The organism is Azospirillum argentinense, assembly GCF_000632475.1.
Lineage (GTDB): Bacteria > Pseudomonadota > Alphaproteobacteria > Azospirillales > Azospirillaceae > Azospirillum > Azospirillum baldaniorum.
On sequence record NZ_CP007793.1, the window covers coordinates 1646876 to 1672743 of the forward strand.

Genomic DNA, 25868 nt, shown 5'->3' on the forward strand with positions numbered 1-25868 from the left:
TCAGGCGCAGTTCAGGCGGCGGCGCTCGGTGTCGGCACGGCGCTTCACGCTGGCCGAGGCTTCGGGGAACTTGGTGATCAGCTGGTTGAAGGCCGTGCAGGCGTCCTTCTTCTGGTTCAGCTGCTGCAGCGACATGCCGAGCTTCAGCAGGTTGTCGGCCGCCTTGTTGTTCTTCGGATACTTTTGCACGCCCTCGGCGAAGGCGACGGCGGCGTCCTGGAACTTGTTGCGGACGTAGTAGGTCTCACCCAGCCAATACTGGGCGTTGCCGGCGAGCTGGTGACCCTTGTTCTTCGCCAGGAAGTCGCTGAAGGCCTTTTCCGCCTTGTCGTAGTCGGACTGGCGCAGCAGCTCGAAGGCGTGCTCGTACTGCTTTTCCGGGGTCGAGTTGGCGGGCAGCGGCGCCAGGGCGGCGGTCTGCTTCTCCGCCGGCTTGTCAGCCGTCTTCTCGGGCACCTTGGCGGCGCTGGGGGCCGCGGCCGGAGCCGCCGCGCTGGGCTTGGCCGGGCCGCCGAACGGATCGCTGGCCGCCCCGCCGCCCTTGCTTTCCAGCTCCTTCAAGCGGAAATCGATGTCGCTGTTGACCCGCTCCAGCCGATCCTTCATCTGCGAGATCTGATAGGTCGCCTCTTCATAGCGCCCGGTCAGCTCCGACAGGGCGCGCTCCAGCTTCTGCAGCCGCACCTCGAAATCGGCGGCCAGGGACGGTTGGATCTCGGCGGTCTGCCCCCGCGCGTAGCCACTGCCCGGATAGGCCTGGGCCACCTCGACGCGCCCGCCCAGCGCCTCCACCCCCGACTCCAGCCGGTCCAGACGGTCCTGCAGCGAAGCCGTCTGCGCGAAGACGGAACCGCTGCACAGCAGGCCGCCAAGCAGCAGGGCGGCGAAAGAAGTGGTCTTGGTCATGCGTCGAGGGTCCTGTCCGGGCGGGGAATGCCGTCGTGGGAGGGTGGCGGCCCAAGCGGGCGAAACTATGGCGGCTGTTTACCAGAAGCGCGCGCCCCTTGCACGGTGGTGATTTGGAAATCTCCCGCGCACCGGGCGCAACCCCTAAAGAGACCACAGAAAAAGGCCCCTTCCCGGTGTCCCGGAAAGGGGCCTTTTCCCTTAAAAGGTCATTAAAGAGCGTCTTACGCCTTGAGGATGCCGCGTCCGGCGAAGCGGGCGGCGGTGCCGAGCATCTCTTCGATGCGGATCAGCTGGTTGTACTTGGCCAGACGGTCGGAGCGCGACAGCGAGCCGGTCTTGATCTGGCCGCAGTTGGTGGCGACCGCCAGATCAGCGATGGTGCTGTCCTCGGTTTCGCCCGAACGGTGCGACAGAACGGCCGTGTAGCCGGCCTTGTGCGCCATGTCGACGGCTTCCAGCGTCTCCGACAGCGTGCCGATCTGGTTGACCTTGACCAGGATCGAGTTGCCCACGCCCTTCCGGATGCCGTCCGCCAGACGCGCCGGGTTGGTCACGAACAGGTCGTCGCCGACCAGCTGCACCTTGCTGCCGATGGCGTCGGTCAGCGCCTTCCAGCCCTCCCAGTCGTCCTCGGCCATGCCGTCCTCGATCGAGATGATCGGGTAACGGCCGACCAGATCGGCCCAGTAGGCCACCATCTGCTCCGGCGCCAGCGACTTGCCCTCGCCGGCCAGCTCGTACTTGCCGTTCTTGAAGAACTCGGTCGAGGCGGCGTCGATGGCCAGCATGACGTCGTCGCCCGGCTTGTAGCCGGCGGCCTCGATGGCCTTCATCACGAAGCCCAGCGCGTCCTCGGTCGAGGCGAGGTTGGGGGCGAAGCCGCCCTCGTCGCCGACGTTGGTGTTGTGGCCGGCGTCCTTGAGCTTCTTCTTGAGCGCCTGGAAGATCTCCGAGCCCATGCGGATGGCCTCGGCGCCGGTCTCGGCGCCGACCGGCATGACCATGAACTCCTGGATGTCGATCGGGTTGTCGGCGTGGGCGCCGCCGTTGATGATGTTCATCATCGGCACCGGCAGCAGGTTGGCGAAGGCGCCGCCGACGTAGCGGAACAGCGGCAGGGCCGCCTCTTCCGCCGAGGCCTTGGCGACGGCGAGCGAGACGCCGAGGATGGCGTTGGCGCCGAGGCGGCCCTTGTTGGGGGTGCCGTCCAGCTCGATCATGGCGAGGTCGAGGGCGCGCTGGTTGGAGCCGTCGAGGCCGGCGATGGCGTCGAAGATCTCGCCGTTGACCGACTCCACGGCCTTCAGCACGCCCTTGCCGCCGTAGCGGGACTTGTCGCCGTCGCGCAGCTCCACCGCCTCGTGCGCGCCGGTCGAGGCGCCCGACGGAACGGCGGCGCGGCCGAAGGCGCCGGATTCGAGCAGGACGTCCACCTCGACGGTCGGGTTCCCACGGCTGTCGAGGATCTCGCGGGCGTGGATTTCGGTAATGGCGCTCATGTTTGTCCTTCCTCCGCGTTGCGCGCGTCCACTGGATGATCTTTCCAGGCGGATGATCTTTCCAGGCGAAAAAGAAGCGCGCGGGCTTGATAGCCCTGCGTGCGGGGGGATGCAAGGCCGCTGGGGCGCAACAGCTCGCGGAAGGACGCCCGGACGGTGGGGCACCCCTATCCGGTTGTGCAGCGCACCTGCATCCAAAGTCGCATAGACCACCTTGTCCCGTACCCGTAGCGTTCTAACGTTCGCTAGCGGGGCCGCCCGCAGCGGGCGGCAACAGCCCCTGGGAATCATCCCAAGGCCAATCCAAGCGCGGAGGACCCAACCATGAAGACCTGGCGCAAGCCCCAGATCGTCGAGATCGCCGTCGGCACCGAAATCAACGCCTACGCCTGCGCCCGCCTCTGAACGGCGGCCGGTTCCCATGCGTGACGACCGCCGCCTGATTCGGGCCGCCTGATTAGGAAAGGCACCCCATGCTGACGATCCTGGTCCTTGGCTCCGCCGCGGGCGGCGGTTTTCCCCAGTGGAACTGCAACTGCGCGGGCTGCCGCCGCGCCCGCTCCGGCGACCCGGCGGCCCGTCCCCGCACCCAGTCGTCGCTCGCCGTCAGCGGTGGCGACGAGCGCTGGCTGCTGCTGAACGCCTCGCCGGACATCGGTCAGCAGATCCTCGCCAATCCGGCGCTGCACCCGCAGACCGCCGTGCGCCACAGCCCCATCGCCGCAGCGGTGCTGACCAACGCCGACATCGACCATGTGGCGGGCCTGCTGACGCTGCGCGAATCCCAGCCGCTGGCCGTTTACGCCACCGACCGGGTGCATCGTGTGCTGGAGGCGAACGCCGTATTCCGCGTGGTCAACCCGGAGCTGGCGCCGCGCCGCGCCATGGCGCTGGACCGGCCCTGGGTTCCCGCCGACGCCGCCGGCACCCCCTTCCCCTTCGAGATCGAGGCCTTCGCCGTGCCCGGCAAGGTCGCGCTCTATCTGGAGGACCCATCCGCCGCCGGCTTCGGCTCGGTGGCGGAGGACACGGTGGCTCTGCGCATCCGCGACCGCAATGGCGACGGGGAGTTCTTCTACATCCCCGGTTGCTCGGCCATGCCGGACTGGCTGGCCGACCAGCTGCGCGGGGCGCCGCTGGTGCTGTTCGACGGCACCACCTGGACCGACGACGAGATGATCCGCGCCGGCACCGGCAGCAAGACCGGCCAGCGCATGGGCCATATGGCGATGTCCGGCCCGGACGGCTCCATCGCCGCCTTCGCGGGGCTGGGCGTGCAGCGCAAGGTCTTCGTCCACATCAACAACACCAACCCGGCGCTGCTGGACGACTCGCCCGAACGGGCCGCCGCCACCGCCGAAGGTTGGGAAATCGCCCACGACGGGATGGAGTTCACGCTATGACGTCAGCGCTGTCGCGCGAGGACTTGGAACGCGAGTTGCGCGCCATCGGCGAGCGCCAGTACCACGACCTCCACCCCTTCCACAAACTGCTGCACGGCGGAAAGCTGAAGCGCGGGCAGGTCCAGGCCTGGGCGCTGAACCGCTTCTATTATCAGGTCTGCATCCCCAAGAAGGATCTGGCCCTGATGGCGCGGATGGACGATCCGGCGCTGCGCCGCATCTGGATTCAGCGCGTGCTCGACCATGACGGCTTCGGCGAGAGCCGGGAGCGCGAGGAGGGCAAGGTCGGCGGAATCGAGCGCTGGCTGCGCCTGACCGACGGGCTGGGGCTGGACCGCGACTATGTCACCTCGCTGAGGGGCATCCTGCCGGCGACCCGCTACGCCGTCGATTCCTACGTCCATTTCGTGTCGAGCAAATCGACGCTGGAGGCCGTCGCCTCGTCCCTGACCGAGTTGTTCGCCCCGGCCATCCACCGCGAGCGCATCGCCGGGTTCGAGGCCTATTACGCCTTCGCCAACGACGCCACCCTGTCCTACTTCCGCAAGCGGCTGGACGAGGCGCCGCGCGACGTCGAGTTCGGGCTCGACTACGTGCTCGACAACGCCCGGACACCGGAGCAGCAGCAGCAGGTGATCGCCGCGCTGCGCCACAAGGCGGAGCTGCTGTGGGCGCAATTGGACGCGCTGCACCACGCCTATGTGTCGCCCGGCCTGATCCCGCCCGGCGCCTTCGTGCCGGACGACATGGAACCGACGGTCTACCGGCGATGACGGACGGCGTGACCGAGGAGGACCGGGTCCGGCTGGCCCCCGGCGTCATGCTCCGCCAGGACCGGGTGCGCGGCCACTGGCAGCTTCTGGGGCCGGAGCGCGTGCTGATCCTGGACGAGGTGGCGCTGGAGGTGGTGCGGGCCGTCACTGCACGGCCTCAGACGGGCCAGTCTCAGACGGGCCAGCCTCCGGTGACGGTGGGCACGGCCGTTGGGGTGCTGGCCGCGCAATTCGACGCGCCGCGGGACGAGATCGCCGCGGATGTGTTGGAACTGTTGGGCGACATGATCGCGAAAGGGTTCCTGACCCGATGACCTTCTGTGGCGCCACGACCGGACTTGAACCGCCGCTGGCCCTGCTGGCGGAACTGACGCACCGCTGCCCGCTGCGCTGCGCCTACTGCTCCAACCCGCTGGCGCTCGACCCGGCCAGCCGCGAGCTGGACACCGCCGCTTGGTGCCGCGTGCTCGACGAGGCGGCCGACCTCGGCATCATCCAGGTGCATTTCTCCGGCGGCGAGCCGACGGCGCGCAAGGACCTGGAGGCGCTGATCGCCCACGCCACCGCGGCCGGGCTCTACGCCAACCTCATCACCTCGGCGGTGCTGCTCGACCGGGCGCGGCTGGAGCGGCTGCGCGACGCCGGGCTCCAGCATGTGCAGATCGGCTTCCAGGACACCCAGCCCGCCAAGGCCGAACTGATCAGCGGCTTCCCCGGCGGCCAGCCGAAGAAGCTGGAGGTGGCGCGCGGGGTCACCGACGTTGGCATGGCGCTGACGGTCAACGCCATCGTGCAGCGCCACAACATTGGCCGGGTCGACGACTTCATCGACATGGCGCTGGAACTGAAGGCCGGCCGGATCGAGATTGCCAACGTCCAATATTACGGCTGGGCGCTGAAGAACCGCGCCGCCCTGATGCCGACCCGCGAGCAGTTGGTCCGCATGGACGAGCGGGTGCGCGCCCGCCTGCCGGAGCTGAAGGGCCGGCTGGTCGTCGATTACGTGGTGCCCGACTATTACGCCAAGCGCCCCAAGGCCTGCATGGGCGGCTGGGGCCGCAAGTTCCTGAACGTGACGCCCAGCGGTTCGGTTCTGCCCTGCCACGCCGCCGAGACGATTCCCGGCATGACCTTCGACCGGGTGACGGAGCGCCCGCTGGCCGACATCTGGGCCAACTCCGCCGCCTTTCAGCGCTACCGCGGCACCGACTGGATGCCGCAACCCTGCCGGAGCTGCGACCAGAAGGAGATCGACTGGGGCGGCTGCCGCTGCCAGGCGCTGGCGCTGACCGGAAGCGCCGACAACACCGACCCGGTGTGCGACCTGTCGGAGCATCATGGTCTGCTCGCCGAGATCGCCGCAGAGGACGGCGGCACGGCCGAGGCGCCAATCACCTACCGGAGCTTCAGCCTCTTGTGACGCTATCTTAGCCCTCTCCCCTCCGGGGAGAGGGTGGCCCGGAGGGCCGGTGAGGGGGGTGCGCTTGTGCCGAACGTACCGCCACGCATACCCCCCTCACCCTAACCCTCTCCCCGGAGGGGAGAGGGGATTGGCTCACTTCTTCGGGGCGGTCGCCGCCGAGGCGCTGGTCTTGGAGCCACCGACCGCGGCGATGCGGCCCTTGATGTCGTCGTAGACGTTCTGCGGCACGATCTTCTTGCTGACCAGCTCGTCCTTGGACCGGTAGGGGCGGTTCTTCACGATGGCCTCGGACCGCGCCTCGCCGATTCCCGGCAGGGTCTGAAGCTCGTCCTTGCCGGCGGTGTTGAGGTCGATGACCTTGGCCTTTGCCGTCGTCGACGACGACCCGCTGCCCATCGGCGGGGCCGTGGTGGTGCCGCTGTGGCCCGGCGGCATGGCCGGCTTGGCCTGCGGCATCGGCGTGGTGGAAGGCGTTGCGGACGGCGCGGTCGATTGCGCGAAAGCGGGAACGGCGATCATCGCGCCAACACTGGCGATGGCGGCGATGGCGGACAGGCGGATCGGCTTCATGGCGTTGCTCCATGGCTCATTCCGCGGGCGCTCCACCATAAGCGCGGCGCCCGCGGTGCCAAGGCAACGCCGGGACCGGCACGCCGTTCCCGAACCTGTCCTTTCGTCAGCCTTTTGCGAGCCGATCGAAGGCCTGGAGCCGTGCCAGCAGGGCCGGCATCTCCTTCAGCGGGACCATGTTCGGGCCGTCGCTGGGCGCGCAGTCCGGATTCTCATGGGTTTCCATGAAGACCGCGGCAACGCCCACGGCGATGGCGGCGCGGGCCAACACCGGAACGAACTCGCGCTGGCCGCCGGAGGTGGTGCCCTGCCCGCCCGGCTGCTGCACGGAATGGGTGGCGTCGAACACCACCGGGAATCCAGTCTCCGCCATGATCGGAAGGGACCGCATGTCCGACACCAGCGTGTTGTAGCCGAAGCTGGCGCCGCGCTCGCACAGCAGCACCTTGTCGTTGCCCGACGCCACCAGCTTCGCCGCGACGTTCTTCATGTCCCAAGGGGCGAGGAACTGGCCCTTCTTGACGTTGACCGCCCGGCCCGTCTTGGCGGCGGCGATCAGCAGGTCGGTCTGGCGGCACAGGAAGGCGGGGATCTGGAGGACATCCATCACCTCGGCCACCGCGGCGCACTGGTCGGCCTCGTGCACGTCGGTGATCACCGGGCAGCCGAACCGCTCCTTGATCTCGGCGAAGATCGGCAGCGCCTTGTCCATGCCGAGGCCGCGCGCCGTGCTGATGGAGGTGCGGTTGGCCTTGTCGAAGGACGACTTGTAGATCAGCCCGATGCCCAGCGCGCCGGTCATCTCCACCAGCGCCGCCGCCGTCTCCAGCGCGTGGTCGCGGCTCTCCATCTGGCACGGTCCGGCGATCAGGGTGAAGGGCCGATCGTTGGCGATGGTCAGGTTGCCGATCTGGACGGTCTTGGCGGTGGTCATCCCGTGCTCTCCAAAAAGCAATGCGAGGGGACGCATGCCGAAGGCCCCCTCGCGCTGCCCATTCCTTCCCAGATATCGGCGATCCCGGTCAACCGGAATGGCGTCAACCCAGATGCTGCTTGAAGAAGGCTGCCGTGCGTCCGTTGGCAAGCTCGGCCGCCTCGGCGTCGAAATGGGCGCCGCCGGCGCGGGCGAAGGCGTGATCGACGCCGGGGTAGACGTGGGCGGTGACGTTCGGGTTGCCCTTCACCGCGGCCAGGATTTTCTCCCGTGCCTCCGCCGGGACGAACTGGTCCTTCTCGGCGATGTGCATCAGCAACGGCTTGGTGATGCTCGCCGCCTCGCCGGCCAGACCATCGAGACCGACGCCGTAATAGCTGACGTTGGCATCGGAATCGGAACGCGCCGCCATCATGAAGGCGAGCCGGCCGCCCAGGCAGTAGCCGACCGACCCGGCCTTGCCGGTGCAATCCGGATTCTGGCGCAACCACGCCAGGGTGGCCTTGAGGTCGTCCACCGCCTTATCCTGGTCCATGCCGTTCATCAGGGCGAAAGCGCGGTTCCACTCCTCCTGGGTCTTGTCGGTGATCTGGACGCCCGGCTCCTGCCGCCAGAACAGGTCCGGACAGACGGCCAGCCAGCCCTGGGCGGCGAAGCCGTCGCACAGGTCGCGCATGACCTGATTGACCCCGAAGATTTCCTGGATGACGACGAGTCCCGGCGCCGGTCCGCCGCCCGCCGGCTTGGCCACATAGGCGGAAAAGCTGCCGCCGTCGCCGGCGGGGATGCTGATGTCGGTCATGGTTGTGTCCCTTCCCTTGGTTTTTTCCTGGCCCATAACGCAAAAGCGGCGGCCGTTGGCTCGGCCGCCGCTGTCACTATACCCACGGGAAACCCGGAACCGGAACACGCGGGGGAGGAATGCCCTCCCCCGTATGGTCACATCACACCAGCCGGCTCTGCTCGATCGCCGCCTTGATGAAGGAGGTGAAAAGCGGGTGCGGGTCGAAGGGCTTCGACTTCAGCTCCGGGTGGAACTGCACGCCGATGAACCAGGGGTGGTCCGGGATCTCGACGATCTCGGGCAGCTCGCCGTCCGGCGACAGGCCGGAGAACAGCAGGCCGACCTTCTCCAGCCGGTCCTTGTAATAGACGTTCACCTCGTAGCGGTGGCGGTGCCGCTCGGTGATGTCGGTGGTGCCGTAGACCTCCGCGACCTTGCTGCCGGGGACCAGCTTCGCCGGGTAGGTGCCGAGACGCATGGTGCCGCCGAGATCGGTGCCCTCCGTGCGCTTCTCCAGGCTGTTGCCGCGCATCCACTCGGTCATCAGGCCGACCACCGGGTTGCCGGGCTTGCCCAGCTCGGTCGAGCCGGCGTCGACGATCCCGGCCATGTTGCGGGCCGATTCGATCACCGCCATCTGCATGCCGAAGCAGATGCCGAAATACGGCACCTTGCGCTCGCGGGCGAACTGGGCGGCGCGGATCTTGCCCTCCGTGCCGCGCGAGCCGAAGCCGCCCGGCACCAGGATGCCGTGGACGTTCTCCAGCCGCTGGACGGCGCTGTCGTCCTCGAAGATCTCCGAGTCGATCCAGTCGAGCTTGACCTTCACGTTGTTGGCGATGCCGCCGTGGGTCAGCGCCTCGGCCAGCGACTTGTAGCTGTCGAGCAGGCTGGTGTACTTGCCGACGACGGCGATGGTCACCTCGCCCTGCGGCTTGCGCACGCGCTCGACGATGCTGGTCCAGCGCGACAGGTCCGGCTTGCCCTCGGTCGGCAGGCCGAAATAGGCCAGCACCTGGGTGTCGAAGCCTTCCTCGTGGTAGCTGACCGGCACCTGATAGATCGAATCGACGTCCAGGGCGGCGATGACGCGCTCCGGACGGATGTTGCAGAACAGCGCGATCTTCTTGCGCTCGTTCTCCGGAATCGGGCGGTCGGCGCGGCAGAGCAGGATGTTGGCCTGAATGCCCATGCCCAGCAGCTCCTTCACGGAATGCTGCGTCGGCTTGGTCTTCAGCTCGCCCGCCGTCGGGATGTAGGGCAGCAGGGTCAGGTGGATGAACAGGGCGTTCTCCGGACCGACCTCGTTGCCGAACTGGCGGATGGCCTCCAGAAAGGGGGTCGACTCGATGTCGCCCACCGTGCCGCCGATCTCGCAGAGGATGAAGTCCTCGTCGGTCGTCTCGGCGCCGATGAAGTCCTTGATCTGGTCGGTGACGTGCGGAATCACCTGCACGGTCGCGCCCAGATAGTCGCCGCGGCGCTCCTTGGCGATCACGTTCGAATAGATGCGGCCCGTGGTGATGTTGTCGCCACGGCGCGCGGCCACGCCGGTGAAGCGCTCGTAATGGCCGAGGTCGAGGTCGGTCTCAGCGCCGTCGTCGGTCACATAGACCTCGCCGTGCTGGTACGGGCTCATCGTGCCGGGGTCCACGTTCAGGTACGGGTCCAGCTTGCGAAGCCGCACCTTGTAGCCGCGCGCCTGGAGAAGCGCCCCAAGCGCCGCCGACGCCAGACCTTTGCCCAGCGAGGAAACGACGCCACCGGTGATGAAGATGTAGCGAGTCATGTCCGTCCGAAGACCTTCAGAGCCTGATCCGTTCCCCGAGTTCGGACCGTCCCCCGGGCGCTGCCCAGATCGACGATCCTCAAAAGAAAGAGGCGGCTTCGGGGGAGGCCGCCTCACGTCAGACCCGGCCGGAGCCGCGTCGCGTTTTGCCGGGCCGCTGTTACTGGGCGACCGGCGGGGCGGGCTGCGCCGGCGCGGCCGGCTGGGCGGGAGCCGCCGGGGCCACGGGCTGGGCCGGCATCGTGTCGATGATCGAGGTCGGCGCCCTGTGCGCGCCCGCCAGGACCGCCAGGACCAGGCTGGTCGCCATGAAGCAGCCCGCCAGGATGCCGGTGGTCCGCGTCAGCAGATTGGCGGTGCCGCGGGTGGACATCATGCCCCCCATATTGCCGCCGCCGATGCCGAGACCGCCGCCTTCCGACCGCTGGATCAGGATGACCCCGACCAGCGCCAGGGCGATCAGCAGGTGAATGACCAGAAGCACCGATTCCATGCAGCCCGTTCCCTTGATCCCTTCCCGGAGCGGTCCGCAGGGACCGCCCAAACCAACAGCGCGCCACGGACCTTGGCAAGGGCCCGTGGCGCGCGCCCACTGTTTTTAACGCGGTCCTGCGCGATATGCTAGCGGCAACTGGTGGCGATCGCCCAGAAATCGTCCGCCTTCAGCGCGGCGCCGCCGACCAGCGCGCCGTCCACATTCTCCACCGCCATCAGTTCCGCCGCGTTGCCCGGCTTCACCGAGCCGCCGTAGAGGACGCGCACCGCCTCGGGATCGGCGGTCTTGCCGGCCAGCTCCGCCCGGATGTGGGCGTGCATCGCCTTGACGTCGTCGGGAGTCGCGGTCTTGCCGGTGCCGATGGCCCAGACCGGCTCGTAGGCGATGACGGTGTTCGCCGCGGTGGCGCCTTCCGGGATCGAGCCCTTGAGCTGGCTGGCGACCACGCTGTTCGCCTGCCCGGCGTCGCGCTGGGCCTCCGTCTCGCCGACGCAGATGATGGCGATCAGACCCGCCTTGTGGGCGGCGGCGGCCTTGGCGGCGACCTGGGCGTCGGATTCGGCGTGGTCGGCGCGGCGCTCCGAATGGCCGAGGATGACGTAGCGGCAGCCGGCGTCGGTCAGCATCGCCGGGCTGACGTCGCCGGTGTGCGCGCCGGAGGTCTTGGCGTGGCAGTCCTGCGCGCCGAGCGCCAGCGGGCTGCCGGAGATGGCGTCGCCCACCGGGAACAGCAGCGGGAAGGGCGGGCACACCAGCATGTCGAAGGCGACCGTCCCAGCCCCCGTCAGGCGCCCGGCGAGGTCCGAGGCGAGGTCGAGCCCGTCGGCCTTCAGCCCGTTCATCTTCCAGTTCCCGGCAATCAGTTTGCGGCGTGCGGCCATGGCGTTTTCGTCCTCCGGCTCTCGTTTGTTGATGTGGGCGTTGTCGCGGGTGTTCGTTTTCAAAGTGCGCCCCCTGTCTAGCAAGGTGCGCCGGGCATTTCCACCCGCCCAACGGGTTCTTTCCGATGGGGAAACGCGGGGGAAATGGGGTGTTGCCGGGCTTTCGCGGGGTGCCTATGATGCCGCCCCGGCCGCAGGGCCGCCCTTTGCGCACTCACTTCGGGTCCCATGCTTCAGTTCATCCGCACTTACGCCGGTTCGTGGGTCGTCAAGATCCTGTTCGTGCTCCTCATCGTCAGCTTCGCGGCCTGGGGCATCGGCGACATGATCCGCACAGGCGGGATTTCCAGCACCGTCGCCTCCGTCGGCAAGGTGGAGATCGACCGGGCGGAGCTGGACCAGGAGTTCCGTCGCCAGATGGAACGGCTGCGCCCGATGATGGGCGGCAACCTGACGACGGAGCAGGCGCGCCAGTTCGGCCTGCTCGACCAGTCGCTGTCGGCGCTGGTGCAGCGCGCGCTCTACGATCAGGCGGCGCGCGACGCCGGGATCTCGGTCGGCCCGGACGTGGTGCGCCAGCGCATCGCCGAGGAGCCGGCCTTCCGCAACGCGCAGAACCAGTTCGACGCGAACCAGTTCCGCAGCGTGCTGCGCAACAACCAGCTGACCGAGGACGGCTACGTTGCCCTGTTGCGCCGCGAGACCGCGCGCGAGCTGGTGGCCGGCGCGGTCGGCGCCGGGGTGACCCCGCCGAAGCCGCTCGTCCAGGACCTCTACCGCTTCCGCGGGGAGCGCCGCGTGGCCGAGGTGGTCACCCTGCCCAACGCCGCCATCGGCGACGTCGGCGTGCCCGACGAGGCGGAGCTGACCCGCTATTACGAGGACCATCAGGTCCGCTTCACCGCGCCGGAATACCGCTCGCTGAGCATCGCCCAGCTCTCCGCCGACGAGATCGCCAAGGACATCCAGATCCCCGACAACGAGCTGCGCGCCGCCTACGACGAGCGCGCCGACGAGCTCGGCACGCCGGAGCGCCGCACGGTGGAGATGGTCCTGGCCGACGACGAGGCGAAGGCGAAGCAGATCGCCGAGGCCGCCAAGACCAGGGGCCTGACCGCCGCCGCCAAGGACGCCGGGACCGACGTCATCACGCTCGACAACGTCACCCGCAACGAGTTGCCGGAGATCGGCGACGCCACCTTCGCCCTGGCCCAGGGTGCGGTCAGCGACGCGGTGCGCAGCGGGCTGGGCTGGCACGTCCTGACGGTCACCGCCATCCAGCCGGGCGCCACCAAGAGCTTCGAGGAGGCCCGCGATCAGCTCCTGGCCGAGTTGCGCAAGGAGAAGGCGATGGATTCGCTCTACTCCATCGCCAACCGCGTCGAGGATCAGCTCGCCAGCGGCGCTCCGCTGGAGGAGGTCGCCCAGGCCCAGTCGCTGCCCATCGCCAAGATCGCCGCGGTCGACAGCAGCGGCAAGGCGCCGGACGGCAAGGACGCCGCCCCGGGCCGCCCGAACTTCGCCGCCATGGTGCAGACCGCCTTCCAGCTCGCCTCCGGCGCCACCTCGAACCTGACCGAGGCCCCCAACAACGTCTTCTACGCCGTGCGCGTCGACGGCGTGACGCCGGCCGCCCCCAAGGCGCTGGCCGAGGTGCGCGATCAGGCCGTCGCCGGCTGGCAGGACGACAAGCGCGCCAAGCTGGCCGCCGAGAAGGCCCAGGACATCGCCGCCAAGCTGAAGCAGGGCTCGGAGGCCGCGGCGCAGGACGTCGCCAGCCAGTCCGGCGCCAGCTTCGCCATGACCACGCCCTTCACCCGCGACGCCCGTTCGGTCGAGGGGCTACCGGGCGAGCTGGTGCGCAAGCTGTTCGAGGTGAAGCCCGGCGAGACGGTGACCGGCGCCACCGCCGACAGCCAGGTCGTCGCCCGCCTGAAGGAGATCATCCCGGCGGACCCGGCGGCCTCCGACGCCACGCTGGCGACCGTGGAGAGCACCGTGGCCCAGGGGCTGGAAAGCGACATCATGGCCCAGTTCGGCAACGCGCTGCGCAACAGCTACCCGGTCGAGGTTCACCGCAACCGCATCGACCAGTTCTTCGCCAGCGGCAACTAATCCAACTCCGTCGCCCACTCAGTCGAGGCCCGTCCCGTGAAGGTTCAGCCGGAATTCGCCGCCTTCCACACCGCTTATGAGGCCGGCAAGCCGCAGGTGGTGTGGACCACGCTGGTCAGCGATCTGGAGACCCCCGTCTCCGCCTACATGAAGCTGGCCGACGGGCGGCCCTTCGGCTTCCTCTTCGAATCGGCGGAGCGCGGGGCGGGGTCGCGGCGCGACCGCTATTCGGTGATCGGCTTCAAGCCCGATCTGGTGTGGCGCTGCCGCCGCGACCGGGCGGAGGTGAACCGCAACGCCCTGCACGACCGCGACGCCTACGAGCCGATCGAGACCGCCCCGCTGGAGTCGCTGCGCGCCCTCATCAACGAGAGCCGGATCGACCTGCCGGACGCCCTGCCGCCGATGGCCGCCGGCCTGTTCGGCTACCTGACCTACGACATGGTCCGGCTGATGGAACGGCTGCCGGACGACAACCCGGACGAGCTGGGCATCCCCGACGCCATTCTGTCGCGGCCGAGCATCGTCGCCATCTTCGACAGCCACACCGATTCGGTGACTCTGGTCACCCCGGTCTGGCCGAAGCCGGGGGTCGACGGCAACGCCGCCTACGGCGACGCCCGCGAGCGTCTGATGGACGCGGTGGCCGATCTGGAGCGCCCCCTGCCCTACCGGCGGGAGCCGCGGACCAAGGACGGGCTGCCGCTCGCCTGGACCTCCAACACGACGCGCGAGGAGTACCACGCGATCGTGGAGCGGGCGAAGGAGTACATCCGGGCCGGCGACATCTTCCAGGTGGTGCCGTCCCAGCGCATCCGCTTCCCCTTCAAGCCGTCGCCGCTGGCGCTGTACCGCACGCTGCGCCGCCTGAACCCGTCGCCTTTCCTGTTCCACTGCGACTTCGGCGAGCTGTCGGTCGTCGGCTCCAGCCCGGAAATCCTGGTGCGCGTGCGCGACGGCAAGGTGACCGTCCGCCCCATCGCCGGCACCCGCAAGCGCGGCGCCACCGCGGCGGAGGACCAGGCGCTGGCCGAGGATTTGCTGAGCGATCCGAAGGAGCTGGCCGAGCATCTGATGCTGCTCGACCTCGGCCGCAACGACGTGGGCCGCGTGGCGCGCACCGGCACCGTCAAGGTGACGCAGAAGATGATCGTGGAGCTGTACAGCCACGTCATGCACATCGTCTCCAACGTCGAGGGCGACCTCGACCCGAAGCACGACGCGCTGGACGCGCTGATCGCCGGCTTCCCGGCCGGCACCGTGTCGGGCGCGCCGAAGGTCCGCGCCATGCAGATCATCGACGAGCTGGAGAAGGCCCGCCGCGGCGTCTACGCCGGCTGCGTCGGCTACTTCGGCGCGTCGGGCGCCATGGACACCTGCATCGCGCTGCGCACCGCCGTGCTGAAGGACGGCATGATGTATGTGCAGGCCGGCGGCGGCGTGGTCGCCGACAGCGACCCGGAGGCCGAGTATCAGGAGACCGTCAACAAGTCGATGGCCCTGATCCGCGCCGCGGAGGAAACCGTCCGCGAGACCTCCGCCCGGTAAGGACCGCATGCCCCTCGATGCGCTGCTGCTGCCGCTGATCGTCAAGATCGTGGCGGCGGCCCTGGTCGTCGTCGCCGCCTCGCTGGCGGCGGAGAAGGCCGGCCCCTTCTATGGCGGCATGATCACCGCCCTGCCCGTCTCGACCGGCCCGGCCTTCGTGATGCTCGCGATGGAGCATGGCGACGGCTTCGTCGCCGACGCCGCCCTGTCGGGAATGGTCGGGAACGCGACGATCGTCCTCTATCTGGCGCTTCTCGTGCGGATCGCCCCGCGCTGGAGTATGCCGGCGACGGTCATCGCCAGTTCCGTCTTCTGGATCGCCACGGCGGCCACGCTGCGCTCCGCCGTCGCGTGGACGCTGCCGCTGGCGCTGCTGCTGACGCTGGCCTGCTATGGGATCGCCGCCTGGGCGGTGTCGACGCCGATTCCACAGGACACGGTGGTCCGGGTGGCGCGGTCGCGCTGGTACGATATCCCGGCCCGCGCCGGTCTGGTCGGCCTGCTGGTCGCCACGGTGACCACGCTCAGCCACAGCATCGGCCCGGCGGCCACCGGCATCGCCGCCGTGTTCCCCATCGCGCTCACCAGCCTGACGGCGATCCTGCACGGCCGCCTGGGCGGCGGCGTGGTCGCCGCGGCGATGCGCAGCGCGCTGCTGACCAACCCCGGCTTGGCCCTTGCGCTGACCACCGCCCATCTGCTGGCCGAGCCCGCCGGACGGTTCGTCGCGCTCGGCGTCGCTCTGGCGGTGTCGCTGTCCTGGGCCGGCGGCCTGCTGGTGTGGCGGCTGCGCCAGCCCGCCTGACCGGACCTCAGGCTGCCTGACCGCCGAAGTCGAAGCCGGCGCCTTCCACGGCCTTCTTCACCGTCTCCGGGGCGACTCCGCCCTCCACGGCCACGGTGCCGGCGTCGAGGTCCACCGTCACGGCGGCGCCCGGCGCCAGCTTGCCGATGGCATTGGTGACGGAGCGGGCGCAGCCGCCGCAGGTCATGCCGCCGACCTTGTAGGTGTCAGCCATGGAACTCTCCTCAAGCGGGACCGGCGGTCACCCGCCGGTGTGGTGGGCGCGCACGACGGCGCTGACCGGAACCAGGACGAAGCCGCGTTTCTGCACCTCCGGCATCCAGGAGGCCAGTGCGTCGATTGTCGCATCGTGCGGGTGGCCGATGGCGATGGCGTAGCCTTGGCGGCGCGCCACCTGCTCCGTCTTGGCGAGCTGGCCGCGCACCGCCGACACGGTCATCTCGTTGTCGAGGAAGATGTCGCGCCCGGCGAAGGGCATCTGAAACTCCCGCGCGAGGGTCAGGCCGGCGCTTTTCGCGGTGGTCCGGCTGTCCAGCCACAACAGGCCGCGCCGCGCGATCTCCCCCAGCACGGGCGCCATGGCCGCGGAGTCGGCGGTGAAGCGGCTGCCCATGTGGTTGTTGACCCCGACATAGCCGTCGAAGCTGTCCAGCGCCGCCTTGGTCCGGCGCAGGATCTCCCCCTTGTCCAGCGACACGCGCAGCGCCTGCGGTCCCGGATCGGCCGAGCCGCTCGGCTCCATGGGAAGATGAAGCATCAGCTCGTGCCCGGCGGCGCGGGCGGCACGGGCCTGGGCCGGCAGCTCGTGGGCGTAGGGCAGCCACGCCAGCGTCAACGGCGCCGGCAGCGACACCGCGCGATTCGAACGCTTGCGGTCCACGCCCATGTCGTCGATGACGATGGCGATGGCCGGCTTGCCCGGCGGGGCGCGGAAGGGCAGCGCGTTCTTCTTCCACAGCGGCGAGCCGGGGGCCACCTTGGGCGGTTCCAGCGGGGCGACGGGAGGCGGCAGCATCGCCACCACCGGCTTCGGCGTCATGGCCGGCGGCGGGGGCGGCGCGGGAACCGGAACGGGGGCCGGGGCCTCGGTCACCTGGGGAGGCGGTGCGGGAACGGGCGCCGGGGCGGGTTCGGCCCCGCGAACCGGCGGAGGCGGAGGCGGCGCTTCGGCGACCTTGTGCGGCGGCGCCTTGATTGGCGAAGCGGGGGCGATGACCGGCGCCTCCCGCTCAACCACGCTCTCCGTCTCCGGTGCGTCGCGCCCGATGATGAAGCGCGCGCCGAGCGCCACCACGAAGACCGCGATCACGCCGGCCAGCGCCAGCAGGACCGGTGAGACGGCGCGCCCAGATGCGGCGGCGGGCGTTTTCGGCGATGGCTTCCGTGCCGCGGCTTTCTGGGGCTTGCGCGGCGGTTTCTTGGCCATGGGAAGGAATCTCGAACCCTGGTTTCCGGTTTGCGCGCAAGGTGGCACCCCCGCTCCGTCCCTGCAACAGCGGAGCGGGGTGGAGGCCTCCACCGGCTGGGACTATGCTGTGACCGCCATGCTCCGCACCTTGATCCTCCTGACGGTCCTCATCACCGCCACCGCCGGTCCCGCCCTCGCGAACGAGGTCCGCTGCCCGGCCAGCCTGACCGTGCAGGCCCAGCCGGAAGCGCCCGGCGGCTGGTCGCCCTACCCGGCGAAGGACCAGCACGCCTTCGCGGGCGTCACCCTGGTGGAAGGCGACCGGGCGTCGCAGATGGCCGCCCCGGCCCCGGCGGCGCTGGAGCCGGACCGCAGCCTGCGGCGGGGCCGCTCGGAAATCCGGCAATGGGATTTCCCCGCCGCGCGGCGCGACAACGTCTTCCTGATCTGCCGCTACGCCGGGACGCAGGCCACGCTGGCCATAGACCTGCCGCGCACCGTGCGGCGCTGCCAGATCACCGAGGAGACCGACGCGCGCGGCATGGTGCTGGACAAGCCGGCGGCGACGGCGCAGTTCCTCTGCCGCTGATTCTCCGCCGAGTCGAGGTTCGGACGGGCTGGAAATCCACCGCTCCAGCCGCTAGGGTACCCGCCTTGGAACAAGGCCGGAACGCTATTCCGGGACGATCGGGCCGAGACCGACGGACCGGAAACGACAGGCCGGAAGGATGCCGGGGCGCCCCATGCTGCTGCTCATCGATAATTACGACAGCTTCACCTACAACCTCGTCCATTACCTGGGCGAACTGGGCGCCGAACTGGACGTCCGCCGCAACGACAGCCTGACGGTGGAGGAGGCCATGGCGCTTCGCCCCGAAGGGATCGTGCTGTCGCCCGGCCCCTGCGACCCGGACAAGGCGGGCATCTGCCTGCCGCTGATCGACGCCGCCGCCAAGGCCGGCGTTCCGCTGATGGGCGTGTGCCTGGGCCATCAGGCCATCGGGCAGGCCTTCGGCGGCACGGTGCTGCGCGCGCCGATGCCGATGCACGGCAAGGTCGACCGCATGTTCCACCAGGGGCGCGGCGTCCTGAAGGACCTGCCCTCGCCCTTCCGGGCCACCCGCTACCATTCGCTGATCGTCGAGCGCGCCACCCTGCCCGCCTGCCTGGAGGTGACCGGCGAGACGGAGGACGGGCTGATCATGGCGCTGTCCCACCGCGAGTTGCCGATCCACGGCGTGCAGTTCCACCCGGAAAGCATCGAGAGCGAGCACGGGCACAAGATTCTGGAAAACTTCCTGAACACGACCCGCCGGCTGGAGACCGCCGCATGAGCACGCCGTCCGCGCCGCACGGCGACCTGACCGACATGAAGGCCATCCTCGCCAAGGTCGCCGCCGGCAACGCCCTGAACGAGCAAGAGGCCTCGATGGCCTTCGACATCATCATGTCGGGCAACGCCACCCCGTCGCAGATGGGCGGCTTCCTGATGGCGCTGCGCGTGCGCGGCGAGACGGTGGACGAGATCACCGGCGCCGCCCGCGTCATGCGCGCCAAGGCGATCCCGGTGGAGGCCCCGGAGGGCACCATCGACACCTGCGGCACCGGCGGCGACGGCTCGGGCACCTACAACATCTCGACCGCCGCTGCGGTGGTCATCGCGGCCTGCGGCGTGCCGGTGGCCAAGCACGGCAACCGCGCCATGTCGTCCAAGTCGGGCGCCGCCGACGTGCTGGGCGCGCTGGGCGTCAACCTGGACTGCGACATGGGTCTGGTGCGCAAGGCCCTGTGGGACGCGCGCATCGGCTTCCTGATGGCGCCGCGCCACCATCTCGCCATGCGCAACGTCGGCCCGACCCGCGTCGAGTTGGGCACGCGCACCATCTTCAACCTGCTGGGGCCGCTGTCCAACCCGGCCAGCGCCAAGCGCCAGCTTCTCGGCGTCTACGCCAAGCAGTGGGTGGAGCCGCTGGCCCATGTGCTGAAGCGCCTGGGGTCGGAGGCCGCCTGGATCGTCCATGGCTCCGACGGGCTGGACGAGATCACCACCACCGGCCCGACCACCGTCGCCCAGTTGAAGGACGGTGAGGTCACGGTGCTCGAGATCGAGCCGGAACAGGCCGGCATCTTCCGCGCCCGGCCGGAGCTTCTGAAGGGCGGCGACGCCCATGTGAACGCCGAGGCCATCCGCGCGCTGTTCGACGGCGTCCAGGGCGCCTACCGCGACATCGTTCTGCTGAACGCCGCCGCCGCGCTGCATGTGGCGGGCAAGGCCGGCGACCTGAAGGAAGGCGTCGAGCGGGCCCGCCACGCCATCGACAGCGGTGCCGCCCGCGCCGTGCTCCAGCACCTCGTGTCCATCACCAATTCATCCGCCACCACCGAACCGGTTGCCGCGCCATGAGCGACGTCCTGACCCGAATCTGCGACGACAAGCGCGCGCTGGTCCACGCCCGCAAGTCCGCCCGCCCGCTGTCCGCGGTGGAGGACGCCGCCCGCAGCGCCGACCCGGCGCGCGGCTTCATCCGCGCCCTGCGCCGCACGGTGGACGGGGGCCGCTACGGCCTGATCGCCGAGATCAAGAAGGCCAGCCCGTCGAAGGGCCTGATCCGCCCCGACTTCGACCCGCCGTCGCTGGCCCGCGCCTACCGCGAGGGCGGCGCCACCTGCCTGTCGGTGCTGACGGACGAGCCTTACTTCCAGGGCTGCGACGACTATCTGCTGGCCGCCCGCGCCGCGGTGGACCTGCCGGTGCTACGCAAGGACTTCATGGTCGATCCCTACCAGATCGCCGAATCCCGTGCGCTCGGCGCCGACTGTATCCTCATCATCATGGCGGCGCTGAGCGACGCGCAGGCCGCGGAGATCGAGGACGCCGCCATCGCCTGGGGCCTGGACGTGCTGGTTGAGGTGCACAACCGCGAGGAGCTGGACCGCGCCCTTGCGTTGAAGACCCCGCTTCTCGGCGTGAACAACCGGAACCTGAAGACCCTGGCGGTGGACATCGCCACGACCGAGGAACTGGCGGCCCATGTGCCCGCCGATCGCATGCTGGTCGCCGAAAGCGGTCTCTACAGCCCGTCGGACCTGTCGCGCATGGCCGCGGTCGGCGCGCGCTGCTTCCTGGTCGGTGAATCGCTGATGCGGCAGGAGGATGTGACCGCGGCCACCCGCGCCCTGCTCGCCTGAGACAAAACAAGAAAGCAATGGGGAGGAGCGACGCCGTGCCGAACGTGACCATTGCCCGTGAAAGCCCGCTCCAGGACGAGGTGGTCCAACTCATCGAAGAGCTGGACCGCTATCTGGGCGACTTATACCCAGCCGAGAGCAACCATCTACTCGACCTGCAATCGCTGGCCAAGCCGGACATCCGTTTCCTCGTCGCTCGGCGGTCGGGAACCGTGGTCGGCTGCGGCGCCATGCGCATCGACACCGACGGCGGCTATGGCGAGGTCAAGCGGATGTTCGTCCAGCCGACCGCGCGCGGCGGCCAGATCGGTCGGCGCCTTCTGGAACGCATCGAGGACGAGGCCCGCGCCGCCGGCCTGTCCCTGCTGCGGCTGGAGACCGGCGTCTATCAGGACGAGGCGATTGCCCTCTACCGCAAGCAGGGCTTCGCCGACCGCGGCCCGTTCGGCCCCTACGGTCTGGACCCGCTGAGCCTGTTCATGGAGAAACCCCTATGACCGACCAGCCCGCAAGCGGCTTCACCCACTTCGACGCCGAAGGCCGCGCGGTCATGGTGGACGTGTCCGACAAGGCGGATACGGAACGCACGGCGACCGCCCGCGGCTCCGTCCTGATGCAGCCGGAAACGCTGGCGCTCATCCTCCAGGGCGGCTTCAAGAAGGGCGACGTCCTGTCGGTGGCCCGGCTGGCCGGCATCATGGGGGCCAAACGCACGCCGGACCTGATCCCGCTGTGCCACCCGCTGATGCTGACGTCGGTCAAGGTGGACCTGACCTGCGACCCCGAGCGCAACGCCGTGGACATCACCGCCACTTGCAAGCTCAGGGGCCAGACCGGCGTGGAGATGGAGGCGCTGACCGCCGTGTCGGTCGCCGCACTCACCGTCTACGACATGTGCAAGGCGGTGGACCGCGGCATGACCATCACCGAGGTGAAGCTGCTGCACAAGGCCGGTGGCAAGAGCGGCGAATGGGGGAGCGCGGTCTGATGCTACAGGTCGGTGAAGCCCGCGCCCGCATCCTCGCCGCCTTCACCGCCCTGCCGGCGGAGACGGTGCCGTTGCCCGACGCGCTGGGGCGCGTCCTGGCGGAGCCCGCCGTCGCTCGCCTGACCCAGCCGCCCTTCGCCGCCGCCGCCATGGACGGCTGGGCCGTCCGCGCCGCCGACATCGTCCGGGCGTCGGCGGAAGCTCCCGTCACGCTGCGCCGCATCGGCGAGTCCGCGGCCGGCCACGCCTTCGCCGGATCGCTCGGCGCGGGCGAGGCCGTGCGCATCTTCACCGGCGCCCCCCTGCCCGCCTGGGCCGACGCCGTGGTGATGCAGGAGGATTGCGAGGACGCCGGGGACCGCGTGCGCGTCGGGCGCGCCGTGCCTGTGGGCCGCTTCATCCGCCCTGCCGGCCTGGACTTCACCGCGGGAGAGGAGTTGCTTCCCAAGGGACGGCTGCTCACCGCCCGCGACGTCGCCCTGGCCGCCGCGGCCAACCTGCCTTGGCTGCGCGTCCACCGCCGACCGCGGGTCGCCGTGCTCGCCACCGGGGACGAGATCGCCCTGCCCGGCGATCCGCTGGGACCGAGCCAGATCGTCAGCTCCAACGCGCTCGGCCTCTGCGCGCTGGTCGCCAGCCAGGGCGGCGTCGCCCACAATCTCGGCGTGGCCAAGGACGATCCGGAGCATCTCGCCGCCATGGCCGCCGGGGCGGCCGGCTGCGACCTGCTGGTGACCACCGGCGGCGCCTCGCAAGGCGAGCACGATCATGTGCGCGACGTGCTGGGCGGGCTGTCGCTGGACTTCTACCGCGTCGCCATGAAGCCCGGCAAACCGTTGATTTTCGGGACGGCGAGCGGCGTGCCGCTGCTCGGCCTGCCCGGCAATCCGGTGTCCACCGGGGTGGCCGCCCTGCTGTTCCTGGTGCCCGTCCTTCGCCGTCTCCAGGGGTTGCCCGCCGAGAACACCACGCTCGCGGCGCGGCTCGGCGCGCCGCTAAAGGCCAACGACGACCGCACCGACTTCATGCGCGCCACCCTGTCCACCGGGACGGACGGCGAGCCCATCGCTACGCCCTTCCCGCGCCAGGACAGCGCGATGATGTCCCGGCTGGCCCGGGCCGACGCCCTGATCGTCCGCGAGCCGCAGGCAACCGCCGCCGCTGTGGGCGACCGCGTGACGGTGATCCCGCTGAGCGGCGGTGTCCTGTCGCTTTAATCCGTTCCGCACGGGAAATCCATTTGGGAGTCCTGTCCGTCGATTTGCGATTGATTTCATCCGTAGGGCTTGACGGGGGTTAAGAACCAAACTAGAACAAGATGGAACGTTTTGCTTTTGTTCCATATCTAGTGCGGAACCGGCCGGGAGGCACAAATGCTCACGCGCAAGCAGCATGAATTGCTGCTTTTCATCAACGAGCGGCTCGGACAGGGCGGTGTGTCCCCTTCCTTCGACGAAATGAAGGACGCTCTCAACCTGAAGTCCAAGTCGGGCATCCACCGCCTCATCACGGGGCTGGAGGAGCGCGGCTTCATCCGCCGCCTGCCCCACCGCGCCCGCGCGCTGGAGGTGCTGCGCCTGCCGGAGGGGCTGGAGACCGCCCGCACCCGGCCGCCGCGCGCCAAGTTCGAGCCCAACGTCATCAAGGGCGACTTCAGCTTCGCGGGACGTGAGGCGAACCCGGCGTCCGAATCCGTGCAGTTGCCGCTCTACGGCCGGATCGCCGCGGGCACGCCCATCGAGGCGTTGCGCGACGGTTCCGCCTTCGTGGACGTTCCCGCCGCCATGCTCGGCATGGGCGACCACTACGCGCTGGAAGTCGCCGGCGACTCCATGGTGGAGGCCGGCATCCTCGACCATGACACGGTGGTCATCCAGCGCTGCGACAGCGCGGACAATGGCTCGATCGTCGTCGCCCTGGTCGACGACGCCGAGGTCACGCTGAAGCGCCTGCGCCGCAAGGGCAACACCGTGGCGCTCGAACCCGCCAACGCCGCCTATGAGACCCGCATCTTCGGCGCCGACCGCGTTCGGGTGCAGGGCCGCCTCGTCGGTCTGGTGCGCAAGTACTGACGGCAGGACGCGCCGGGGCGGCGGCTCAGCGCGCCCCGGTCCTTCCATCGGTCAGCTTGCCGGCCGCCGTCCTTCCTCCCATTGTCCTTCCTCCCATCGTCCAAGGGCGGTCACCGCGCCAACCACGCACGCTTTCCACCCGGATGCCCTTGTCCGACAGGGTGAGCGTGTGCGCGCCCTCCCGCCGCAGTTGCCAACGGTCGATGACCAGCGGCGCCCGACACCCGCGCGACGGGGTCGCGGTCACCACCGCATCGGCCACCGCGCAATCCTGCGGCAAGGCATCCGGCTGGCGCAGCAGCGCTACCGTCTTTCCCTGCGCTCGATAAAGGCATCCCAGAGCGTCGCAGCGCAGCCGCCCGTCCAGGCTGACCCCGGCGAGCGGCCAGACATCCTGACCGGCTTTCTCCTCCGGCTTCTCCATGCCGTCGCGCCGCCTCCACGTGTTGGCGACCCGCCCGTCGCTGGCGGTGGACAGGCTGAGAATTCCGTCCGCGCCGCGCACGGCCATCAGTTTTCCGTCCTCCGACACCAGAATGTCGGGCCGCGGCGCGACGGCCGGGGCGAGCAGCCCGCCGGCCAAGGCCACCAGCCCCAGCCAGCGCCAGCGTCTTGTCCAGATGGCCAGCCACAGCCCGCCCAGCGTGACCGCCGCTATGGCGGCGTCCGGCATGGCCGGAAGGAACGCCGTCGCTCCGGGCAGCGCCGCGGTCCGCTCCGCCGTCTCGATGACCAGCCGGACGCCCCAGCTCATCGCCGTCACCGCCGGCCCCTCCAGCCCGAAGGGCAGCAGCAGGTAGGACAACAGGCTGAAGGGCATGATCCACACCGTCGTGATGGGAATCGCCACCATGTTGGACAGCACACCGTAAAAGGCGACCTGCTGGAAATGGTAGAGCCCGTAAGGCGTCGTCGCGACGGTCGCCACCACGCTGGAAAAGGCGATGCCGCCCAGCGCCATGGCGCCCTTGCCGAGCCAGCCCATGTCGCGCCGCCGCCGCACCACCCAGGGCGTGAAGCGTTCGAAGGCGGCGATCAGGGCGACGACCGCCGCGAAGGACATCTGGAAGCTCGGCCCCAGCATCCCCTCCGGGTCATAGAGGACGGTGACGATGCCGGCGAAGGCGACCAGCCGCATGCTGATCGGCGACCGATCGGCGATCACCGCTCCCATGACCAGACCGGTCATCAGCACCGACCGCAGCGTCGGCAAGGGCGCCCCCACCAGCAGCGTATAGAGGATGGCTGACAGGATGCCGGCCAGCGCCGCGATCTTCTTGATCGGCCAGCGCAGCGCCACCCAGGGAACCAGCGCCAGCAGCGCCCGCACCACCCAGAAGACGATCCCCGCGGCGATGCCCACATGCAGGCCGGAAATGGACAGGAGGTGCGCCAGACCGCTGTCGCGGAAGGCGTCCATCATCGGTCCCGGAATCGCCGCCGCGTCGCCGTTCAGCAGGGCGGCGGTGACGCTGGCCTCCGCGGAATCGCTCACGACGGCACGCACCCGCTCGGCGATGGCGGCGCGCGCCCGCTCAAAGGCCACCGTCACCCGGCGCCAGCCGTCGGGCGGCGGCGCCTCCTGGGCGACGGGGGCGCCCATGACGAAGCCGACCGCGCCGAAGCCTTCGAAATAGGCGCGCCGCTGCAGGTCGAAGGCTCCCGGCTCCGCCGGGGCGGCCGGCGGGTGGAGCATGGCGCGCAGCCGTACCACCGTCCCGGCCTCCGGCGGTGTCACCTTGGCCGGCAAATGCAGGCGGACCCGCTCCGGCGTCGCCTCCGGGGCCAGCCGCTCCACCATCGGTTCACCGATCATCAACCGCGTGCCGGTGGGCTGCCGTTCGATCGCCAGCACCCGCCCGGTGACCTGCACCGGTCCAAGCTCGCGCGTCAGCATTGGCGCCATCGCAGCCACGCTGTGCAGTTGCGCCGCCGCGAAACCCAGAGCGACGCTCAACAGCCCCAGCAGCAGAACGACCGGCGCCAGACGCCGCCGCACCAGCCACAGCAGAGCCAGACAGCCGACCACGGCGCCCGGCCCCAGCCAGAGCGGCGGCTCGGCATGCAGGCCGAAATACAGGGCCACACCCGCCCCGGTCCCCACGGGCAGCCACAGCGCCCAGCGCTCCCGTTCCGCGGCAAGGCATTCCAGAGCCGCAACGAGAAGGCGCGCGCCGACGCCGCGACGGACAGGACCGGCATCGCCCTCCGCCGTCAAACCTCCGGCCATGCCCTCTTCAACCCCGTGGGCCATACTGTCGCCTATGCGCGCAAGGCAAATG

At 69.7% G+C, this 25868-nt stretch carries 27 protein-coding genes; 16 read left to right on the forward strand and 11 right to left on the reverse strand.

Translation table 11 applies throughout. The annotated features are described in order from the left end of the window. On the reverse strand, positions 1 to 906 hold the full coding sequence (gene ybgF, locus ABAZ39_RS07825) for a tol-pal system protein YbgF (RefSeq protein ID WP_038528243.1): 906 nt from the start codon (positions 904 to 906) through the stop codon (positions 1 to 3). A gap of 224 nt (positions 907 to 1130) precedes the next feature. Beyond that, the gene (gene eno / locus ABAZ39_RS07830) at positions 1131 to 2408 is read right to left on the reverse strand and encodes a phosphopyruvate hydratase (RefSeq protein WP_038528246.1); all 1278 of its coding nucleotides are present in this window, start codon (positions 2406 to 2408) and stop codon (positions 1131 to 1133) included. A gap of 324 nt (positions 2409 to 2732) precedes the next feature. On the opposite strand from eno, the gene pqqA reads away from it, so the two are divergent. The 5 genes from pqqA (at position 2733) to pqqE (ending at position 6004) form a co-directional block, all read left to right on the forward strand. Beyond that, positions 2733 to 2813, forward strand: a complete 81-nt coding sequence (pqqA, locus tag ABAZ39_RS07835; RefSeq protein ID WP_014240199.1) for a pyrroloquinoline quinone precursor peptide PqqA — start codon at positions 2733 to 2735, stop codon at positions 2811 to 2813. Between the two features lie 68 nt (positions 2814 to 2881). Next, on the forward strand, positions 2882 to 3811 hold the full coding sequence (pqqB, locus tag ABAZ39_RS07840) for a pyrroloquinoline quinone biosynthesis protein PqqB (protein WP_038528249.1): 930 nt from the start codon (positions 2882 to 2884) through the stop codon (positions 3809 to 3811). Beyond that, entirely contained in the window at positions 3808 to 4584 is a 777-nt protein-coding gene (pqqC, locus tag ABAZ39_RS07845) for a pyrroloquinoline-quinone synthase PqqC (protein ID WP_038528251.1), read from the forward strand. Before pqqB ends, pqqC begins: the two co-directional genes overlap by 4 nt. Before the next feature lie 8 nt (positions 4585 to 4592). Further along, positions 4593 to 4898 carry a PqqD family peptide modification chaperone gene (locus ABAZ39_RS07850; RefSeq protein ID WP_247881555.1) on the forward strand — a complete coding sequence of 102 codons (306 nt, stop codon included), beginning with the start codon at positions 4593 to 4595 and terminating at the stop codon, positions 4896 to 4898. Continuing rightward, positions 4895 to 6004, forward strand: a complete 1110-nt coding sequence (gene pqqE / locus ABAZ39_RS07855; protein ID WP_038528257.1) for a pyrroloquinoline quinone biosynthesis protein PqqE — start codon at positions 4895 to 4897, stop codon at positions 6002 to 6004. The genes ABAZ39_RS07850 and pqqE overlap by 4 nt, the downstream gene beginning before the upstream one ends. A 135-nt stretch (positions 6005 to 6139) precedes the next feature. Here the strand turns inward: pqqE and ABAZ39_RS07860 are convergent, their stop codons facing one another. The 6 genes from ABAZ39_RS07860 to tpiA all read right to left on the reverse strand — a co-directional run bounded on the left by ABAZ39_RS07860 (position 6140) and on the right by tpiA (position 11461). Beyond that, positions 6140 to 6577 (reverse strand): ComEA family DNA-binding protein, encoded by a 438-nt coding sequence (locus ABAZ39_RS07860; RefSeq protein WP_038528261.1) that lies wholly within the window; start codon positions 6575 to 6577, stop codon positions 6140 to 6142. 106 nt (positions 6578 to 6683) lie between these two features. Continuing rightward, a complete protein-coding gene (kdsA, locus tag ABAZ39_RS07865) occupies positions 6684 to 7511 on the reverse strand; it encodes a 3-deoxy-8-phosphooctulonate synthase (RefSeq protein WP_038528264.1) in 828 nt (275 codons plus the stop codon). A 103-nt stretch (positions 7512 to 7614) separates the two neighbouring features. Further along, on the reverse strand, positions 7615 to 8313 hold the full coding sequence (locus ABAZ39_RS07870) for a dienelactone hydrolase family protein (protein ID WP_038528267.1): 699 nt from the start codon (positions 8311 to 8313) through the stop codon (positions 7615 to 7617). 142 nt (positions 8314 to 8455) lie between these two features. Then, entirely contained in the window at positions 8456 to 10084 is a 1629-nt protein-coding gene (gene pyrG, locus ABAZ39_RS07875; protein WP_035673163.1) for a CTP synthase, read from the reverse strand. 160 nt (positions 10085 to 10244) lie between these two features. Next, positions 10245 to 10577 carry a preprotein translocase subunit SecG gene (secG, locus tag ABAZ39_RS07880; RefSeq protein ID WP_038528272.1) on the reverse strand — a complete coding sequence of 111 codons (333 nt, stop codon included), beginning with the start codon at positions 10575 to 10577 and terminating at the stop codon, positions 10245 to 10247. Between the two features lie 128 nt (positions 10578 to 10705). After that, complete coding sequence (gene tpiA, locus ABAZ39_RS07885; protein ID WP_038530980.1) at positions 10706 to 11461, reverse strand: triose-phosphate isomerase; 756 nt, start codon at positions 11459 to 11461, stop codon at positions 10706 to 10708. A 228-nt stretch (positions 11462 to 11689) separates the two neighbouring features. On the opposite strand from tpiA, the gene ABAZ39_RS07890 reads away from it, so the two are divergent. Genes ABAZ39_RS07890 through ABAZ39_RS07900 form a run of 3 tightly spaced genes read left to right on the forward strand, consistent with a single transcriptional unit; the run spans position 11690 to position 15929 of the window. Next, entirely contained in the window at positions 11690 to 13576 is a 1887-nt protein-coding gene (locus ABAZ39_RS07890; protein WP_038528275.1) for a SurA N-terminal domain-containing protein, read from the forward strand. 36 nt (positions 13577 to 13612) lie between these two features. Further along, positions 13613 to 15124 (forward strand): anthranilate synthase component I, encoded by a 1512-nt coding sequence (gene trpE, locus ABAZ39_RS07895; protein WP_038528278.1) that lies wholly within the window; start codon positions 13613 to 13615, stop codon positions 15122 to 15124. Positions 15125 to 15131: 7 nt separating this feature from the next. Then, positions 15132 to 15929, forward strand: coding sequence for a hypothetical protein (locus tag ABAZ39_RS07900; protein ID WP_038528281.1), 798 nt, complete (start codon positions 15132 to 15134; stop codon positions 15927 to 15929). A 7-nt stretch (positions 15930 to 15936) separates the two neighbouring features. Here ABAZ39_RS07900 and ABAZ39_RS07905 read toward each other — a convergent pair whose 3' ends face one another. Beyond that, positions 15937 to 16143 carry a heavy-metal-associated domain-containing protein gene (locus tag ABAZ39_RS07905; protein ID WP_038528284.1) on the reverse strand — a complete coding sequence of 69 codons (207 nt, stop codon included), beginning with the start codon at positions 16141 to 16143 and terminating at the stop codon, positions 15937 to 15939. A gap of 27 nt (positions 16144 to 16170) precedes the next feature. Further along, entirely contained in the window at positions 16171 to 17355 is a 1185-nt protein-coding gene (locus ABAZ39_RS07910) for a divergent polysaccharide deacetylase family protein (protein ID WP_038528287.1), read from the reverse strand. 118 nt (positions 17356 to 17473) lie between these two features. Between ABAZ39_RS07910 and ABAZ39_RS07915 the strand changes: the two genes are divergently transcribed. From ABAZ39_RS07915 to lexA, 8 genes are all read left to right on the forward strand, one after another. Then, complete coding sequence (locus ABAZ39_RS07915; protein ID WP_038530983.1) at positions 17474 to 17926, forward strand: STY0301 family protein; 453 nt, start codon at positions 17474 to 17476, stop codon at positions 17924 to 17926. Positions 17927 to 18080: 154 nt separating this feature from the next. Beyond that, positions 18081 to 18671: an anthranilate synthase component II gene (locus tag ABAZ39_RS07920; protein ID WP_038528290.1), complete on the forward strand. Its 591-nt coding sequence runs from the start codon at positions 18081 to 18083 to the stop codon at positions 18669 to 18671. After that, entirely contained in the window at positions 18668 to 19741 is a 1074-nt protein-coding gene (gene trpD / locus ABAZ39_RS07925; protein ID WP_038528293.1) for an anthranilate phosphoribosyltransferase, read from the forward strand. Before ABAZ39_RS07920 ends, trpD begins: the two co-directional genes overlap by 4 nt. After that, positions 19738 to 20526 carry an indole-3-glycerol phosphate synthase TrpC gene (gene trpC / locus ABAZ39_RS07930; protein WP_038528296.1) on the forward strand — a complete coding sequence of 263 codons (789 nt, stop codon included), beginning with the start codon at positions 19738 to 19740 and terminating at the stop codon, positions 20524 to 20526. The genes trpD and trpC overlap by 4 nt, the downstream gene beginning before the upstream one ends. Before the next feature lie 35 nt (positions 20527 to 20561). Beyond that, positions 20562 to 21023 carry a GNAT family N-acetyltransferase gene (locus ABAZ39_RS07935; protein ID WP_103040659.1) on the forward strand — a complete coding sequence of 154 codons (462 nt, stop codon included), beginning with the start codon at positions 20562 to 20564 and terminating at the stop codon, positions 21021 to 21023. Continuing rightward, positions 21020 to 21514 (forward strand): cyclic pyranopterin monophosphate synthase MoaC, encoded by a 495-nt coding sequence (gene moaC, locus ABAZ39_RS07940; RefSeq protein WP_038528302.1) that lies wholly within the window; start codon positions 21020 to 21022, stop codon positions 21512 to 21514. The genes ABAZ39_RS07935 and moaC overlap by 4 nt, the downstream gene beginning before the upstream one ends. Then, complete coding sequence (locus ABAZ39_RS07945) at positions 21514 to 22731, forward strand: molybdopterin molybdotransferase MoeA (protein WP_038530984.1); 1218 nt, start codon at positions 21514 to 21516, stop codon at positions 22729 to 22731. The genes moaC and ABAZ39_RS07945 overlap by 1 nt, the downstream gene beginning before the upstream one ends. A gap of 156 nt (positions 22732 to 22887) precedes the next feature. Beyond that, the gene (gene lexA, locus ABAZ39_RS07950; protein ID WP_038528305.1) at positions 22888 to 23586 is read left to right on the forward strand and encodes a transcriptional repressor LexA; all 699 of its coding nucleotides are present in this window, start codon (positions 22888 to 22890) and stop codon (positions 23584 to 23586) included. A 25-nt stretch (positions 23587 to 23611) separates the two neighbouring features. Here lexA and ABAZ39_RS07955 read toward each other — a convergent pair whose 3' ends face one another. Continuing rightward, the gene (locus tag ABAZ39_RS07955) at positions 23612 to 25816 is read right to left on the reverse strand and encodes a ComEC/Rec2 family competence protein (RefSeq protein WP_051657872.1); all 2205 of its coding nucleotides are present in this window, start codon (positions 25814 to 25816) and stop codon (positions 23612 to 23614) included. Positions 25817 to 25868: the final 52 nt, after the last annotated feature.

What these genes read in the sequence shown, in the direction of transcription:
- pqqA (WP_014240199.1), top strand. Translation starts at nt 2,733, where the DNA reads ATGAAGACCTGGCGCAAGCCCCAGATCGTCGAGATCGCCGTCGGCACC.
- ABAZ39_RS07915 (WP_038530983.1), top strand. Translation starts at nt 17,474, where the DNA reads ATGCTCCGCACCTTGATCCTCCTGACGGTCCTCATCACCGCCACCGCC.
- ABAZ39_RS07910 (WP_038528287.1), bottom strand. Translation starts at nt 17,355, where the DNA reads ATGGCCAAGAAACCGCCGCGCAAGCCCCAGAAAGCCGCGGCACGGAAG.
- eno (WP_038528246.1), bottom strand. Translation starts at nt 2,408, where the DNA reads ATGAGCGCCATTACCGAAATCCACGCCCGCGAGATCCTCGACAGCCGT.
- ABAZ39_RS07870 (WP_038528267.1), bottom strand. Translation starts at nt 8,313, where the DNA reads ATGACCGACATCAGCATCCCCGCCGGCGACGGCGGCAGCTTTTCCGCC.
- secG (WP_038528272.1), bottom strand. Translation starts at nt 10,577, where the DNA reads ATGGAATCGGTGCTTCTGGTCATTCACCTGCTGATCGCCCTGGCGCTG.
- ybgF (WP_038528243.1), bottom strand. Translation starts at nt 906, where the DNA reads ATGACCAAGACCACTTCTTTCGCCGCCCTGCTGCTTGGCGGCCTGCTG.
- lexA (WP_038528305.1), top strand. Translation starts at nt 22,888, where the DNA reads ATGCTCACGCGCAAGCAGCATGAATTGCTGCTTTTCATCAACGAGCGG.
- pqqB (WP_038528249.1), top strand. Translation starts at nt 2,882, where the DNA reads ATGCTGACGATCCTGGTCCTTGGCTCCGCCGCGGGCGGCGGTTTTCCC.
- tpiA (WP_038530980.1), bottom strand. Translation starts at nt 11,461, where the DNA reads ATGGCCGCACGCCGCAAACTGATTGCCGGGAACTGGAAGATGAACGGG.
- pqqC (WP_038528251.1), top strand. Translation starts at nt 3,808, where the DNA reads ATGACGTCAGCGCTGTCGCGCGAGGACTTGGAACGCGAGTTGCGCGCC.
- trpC (WP_038528296.1), top strand. Translation starts at nt 19,738, where the DNA reads ATGAGCGACGTCCTGACCCGAATCTGCGACGACAAGCGCGCGCTGGTC.
- ABAZ39_RS07955 (WP_051657872.1), bottom strand. Translation starts at nt 25,816, where the DNA reads ATGGCCGGAGGTTTGACGGCGGAGGGCGATGCCGGTCCTGTCCGTCGC.
- moaC (WP_038528302.1), top strand. Translation starts at nt 21,020, where the DNA reads ATGACCGACCAGCCCGCAAGCGGCTTCACCCACTTCGACGCCGAAGGC.
- pyrG (WP_035673163.1), bottom strand. Translation starts at nt 10,084, where the DNA reads ATGACTCGCTACATCTTCATCACCGGTGGCGTCGTTTCCTCGCTGGGC.
- ABAZ39_RS07890 (WP_038528275.1), top strand. Translation starts at nt 11,690, where the DNA reads ATGCTTCAGTTCATCCGCACTTACGCCGGTTCGTGGGTCGTCAAGATC.
- ABAZ39_RS07945 (WP_038530984.1), top strand. Translation starts at nt 21,514, where the DNA reads ATGCTACAGGTCGGTGAAGCCCGCGCCCGCATCCTCGCCGCCTTCACC.
- kdsA (WP_038528264.1), bottom strand. Translation starts at nt 7,511, where the DNA reads ATGACCACCGCCAAGACCGTCCAGATCGGCAACCTGACCATCGCCAAC.
- ABAZ39_RS07920 (WP_038528290.1), top strand. Translation starts at nt 18,081, where the DNA reads ATGCTGCTGCTCATCGATAATTACGACAGCTTCACCTACAACCTCGTC.
- trpD (WP_038528293.1), top strand. Translation starts at nt 18,668, where the DNA reads ATGAGCACGCCGTCCGCGCCGCACGGCGACCTGACCGACATGAAGGCC.
- pqqE (WP_038528257.1), top strand. Translation starts at nt 4,895, where the DNA reads ATGACCTTCTGTGGCGCCACGACCGGACTTGAACCGCCGCTGGCCCTG.
- ABAZ39_RS07860 (WP_038528261.1), bottom strand. Translation starts at nt 6,577, where the DNA reads ATGAAGCCGATCCGCCTGTCCGCCATCGCCGCCATCGCCAGTGTTGGC.
- ABAZ39_RS07905 (WP_038528284.1), bottom strand. Translation starts at nt 16,143, where the DNA reads ATGGCTGACACCTACAAGGTCGGCGGCATGACCTGCGGCGGCTGCGCC.
- ABAZ39_RS07900 (WP_038528281.1), top strand. Translation starts at nt 15,132, where the DNA reads ATGCCCCTCGATGCGCTGCTGCTGCCGCTGATCGTCAAGATCGTGGCG.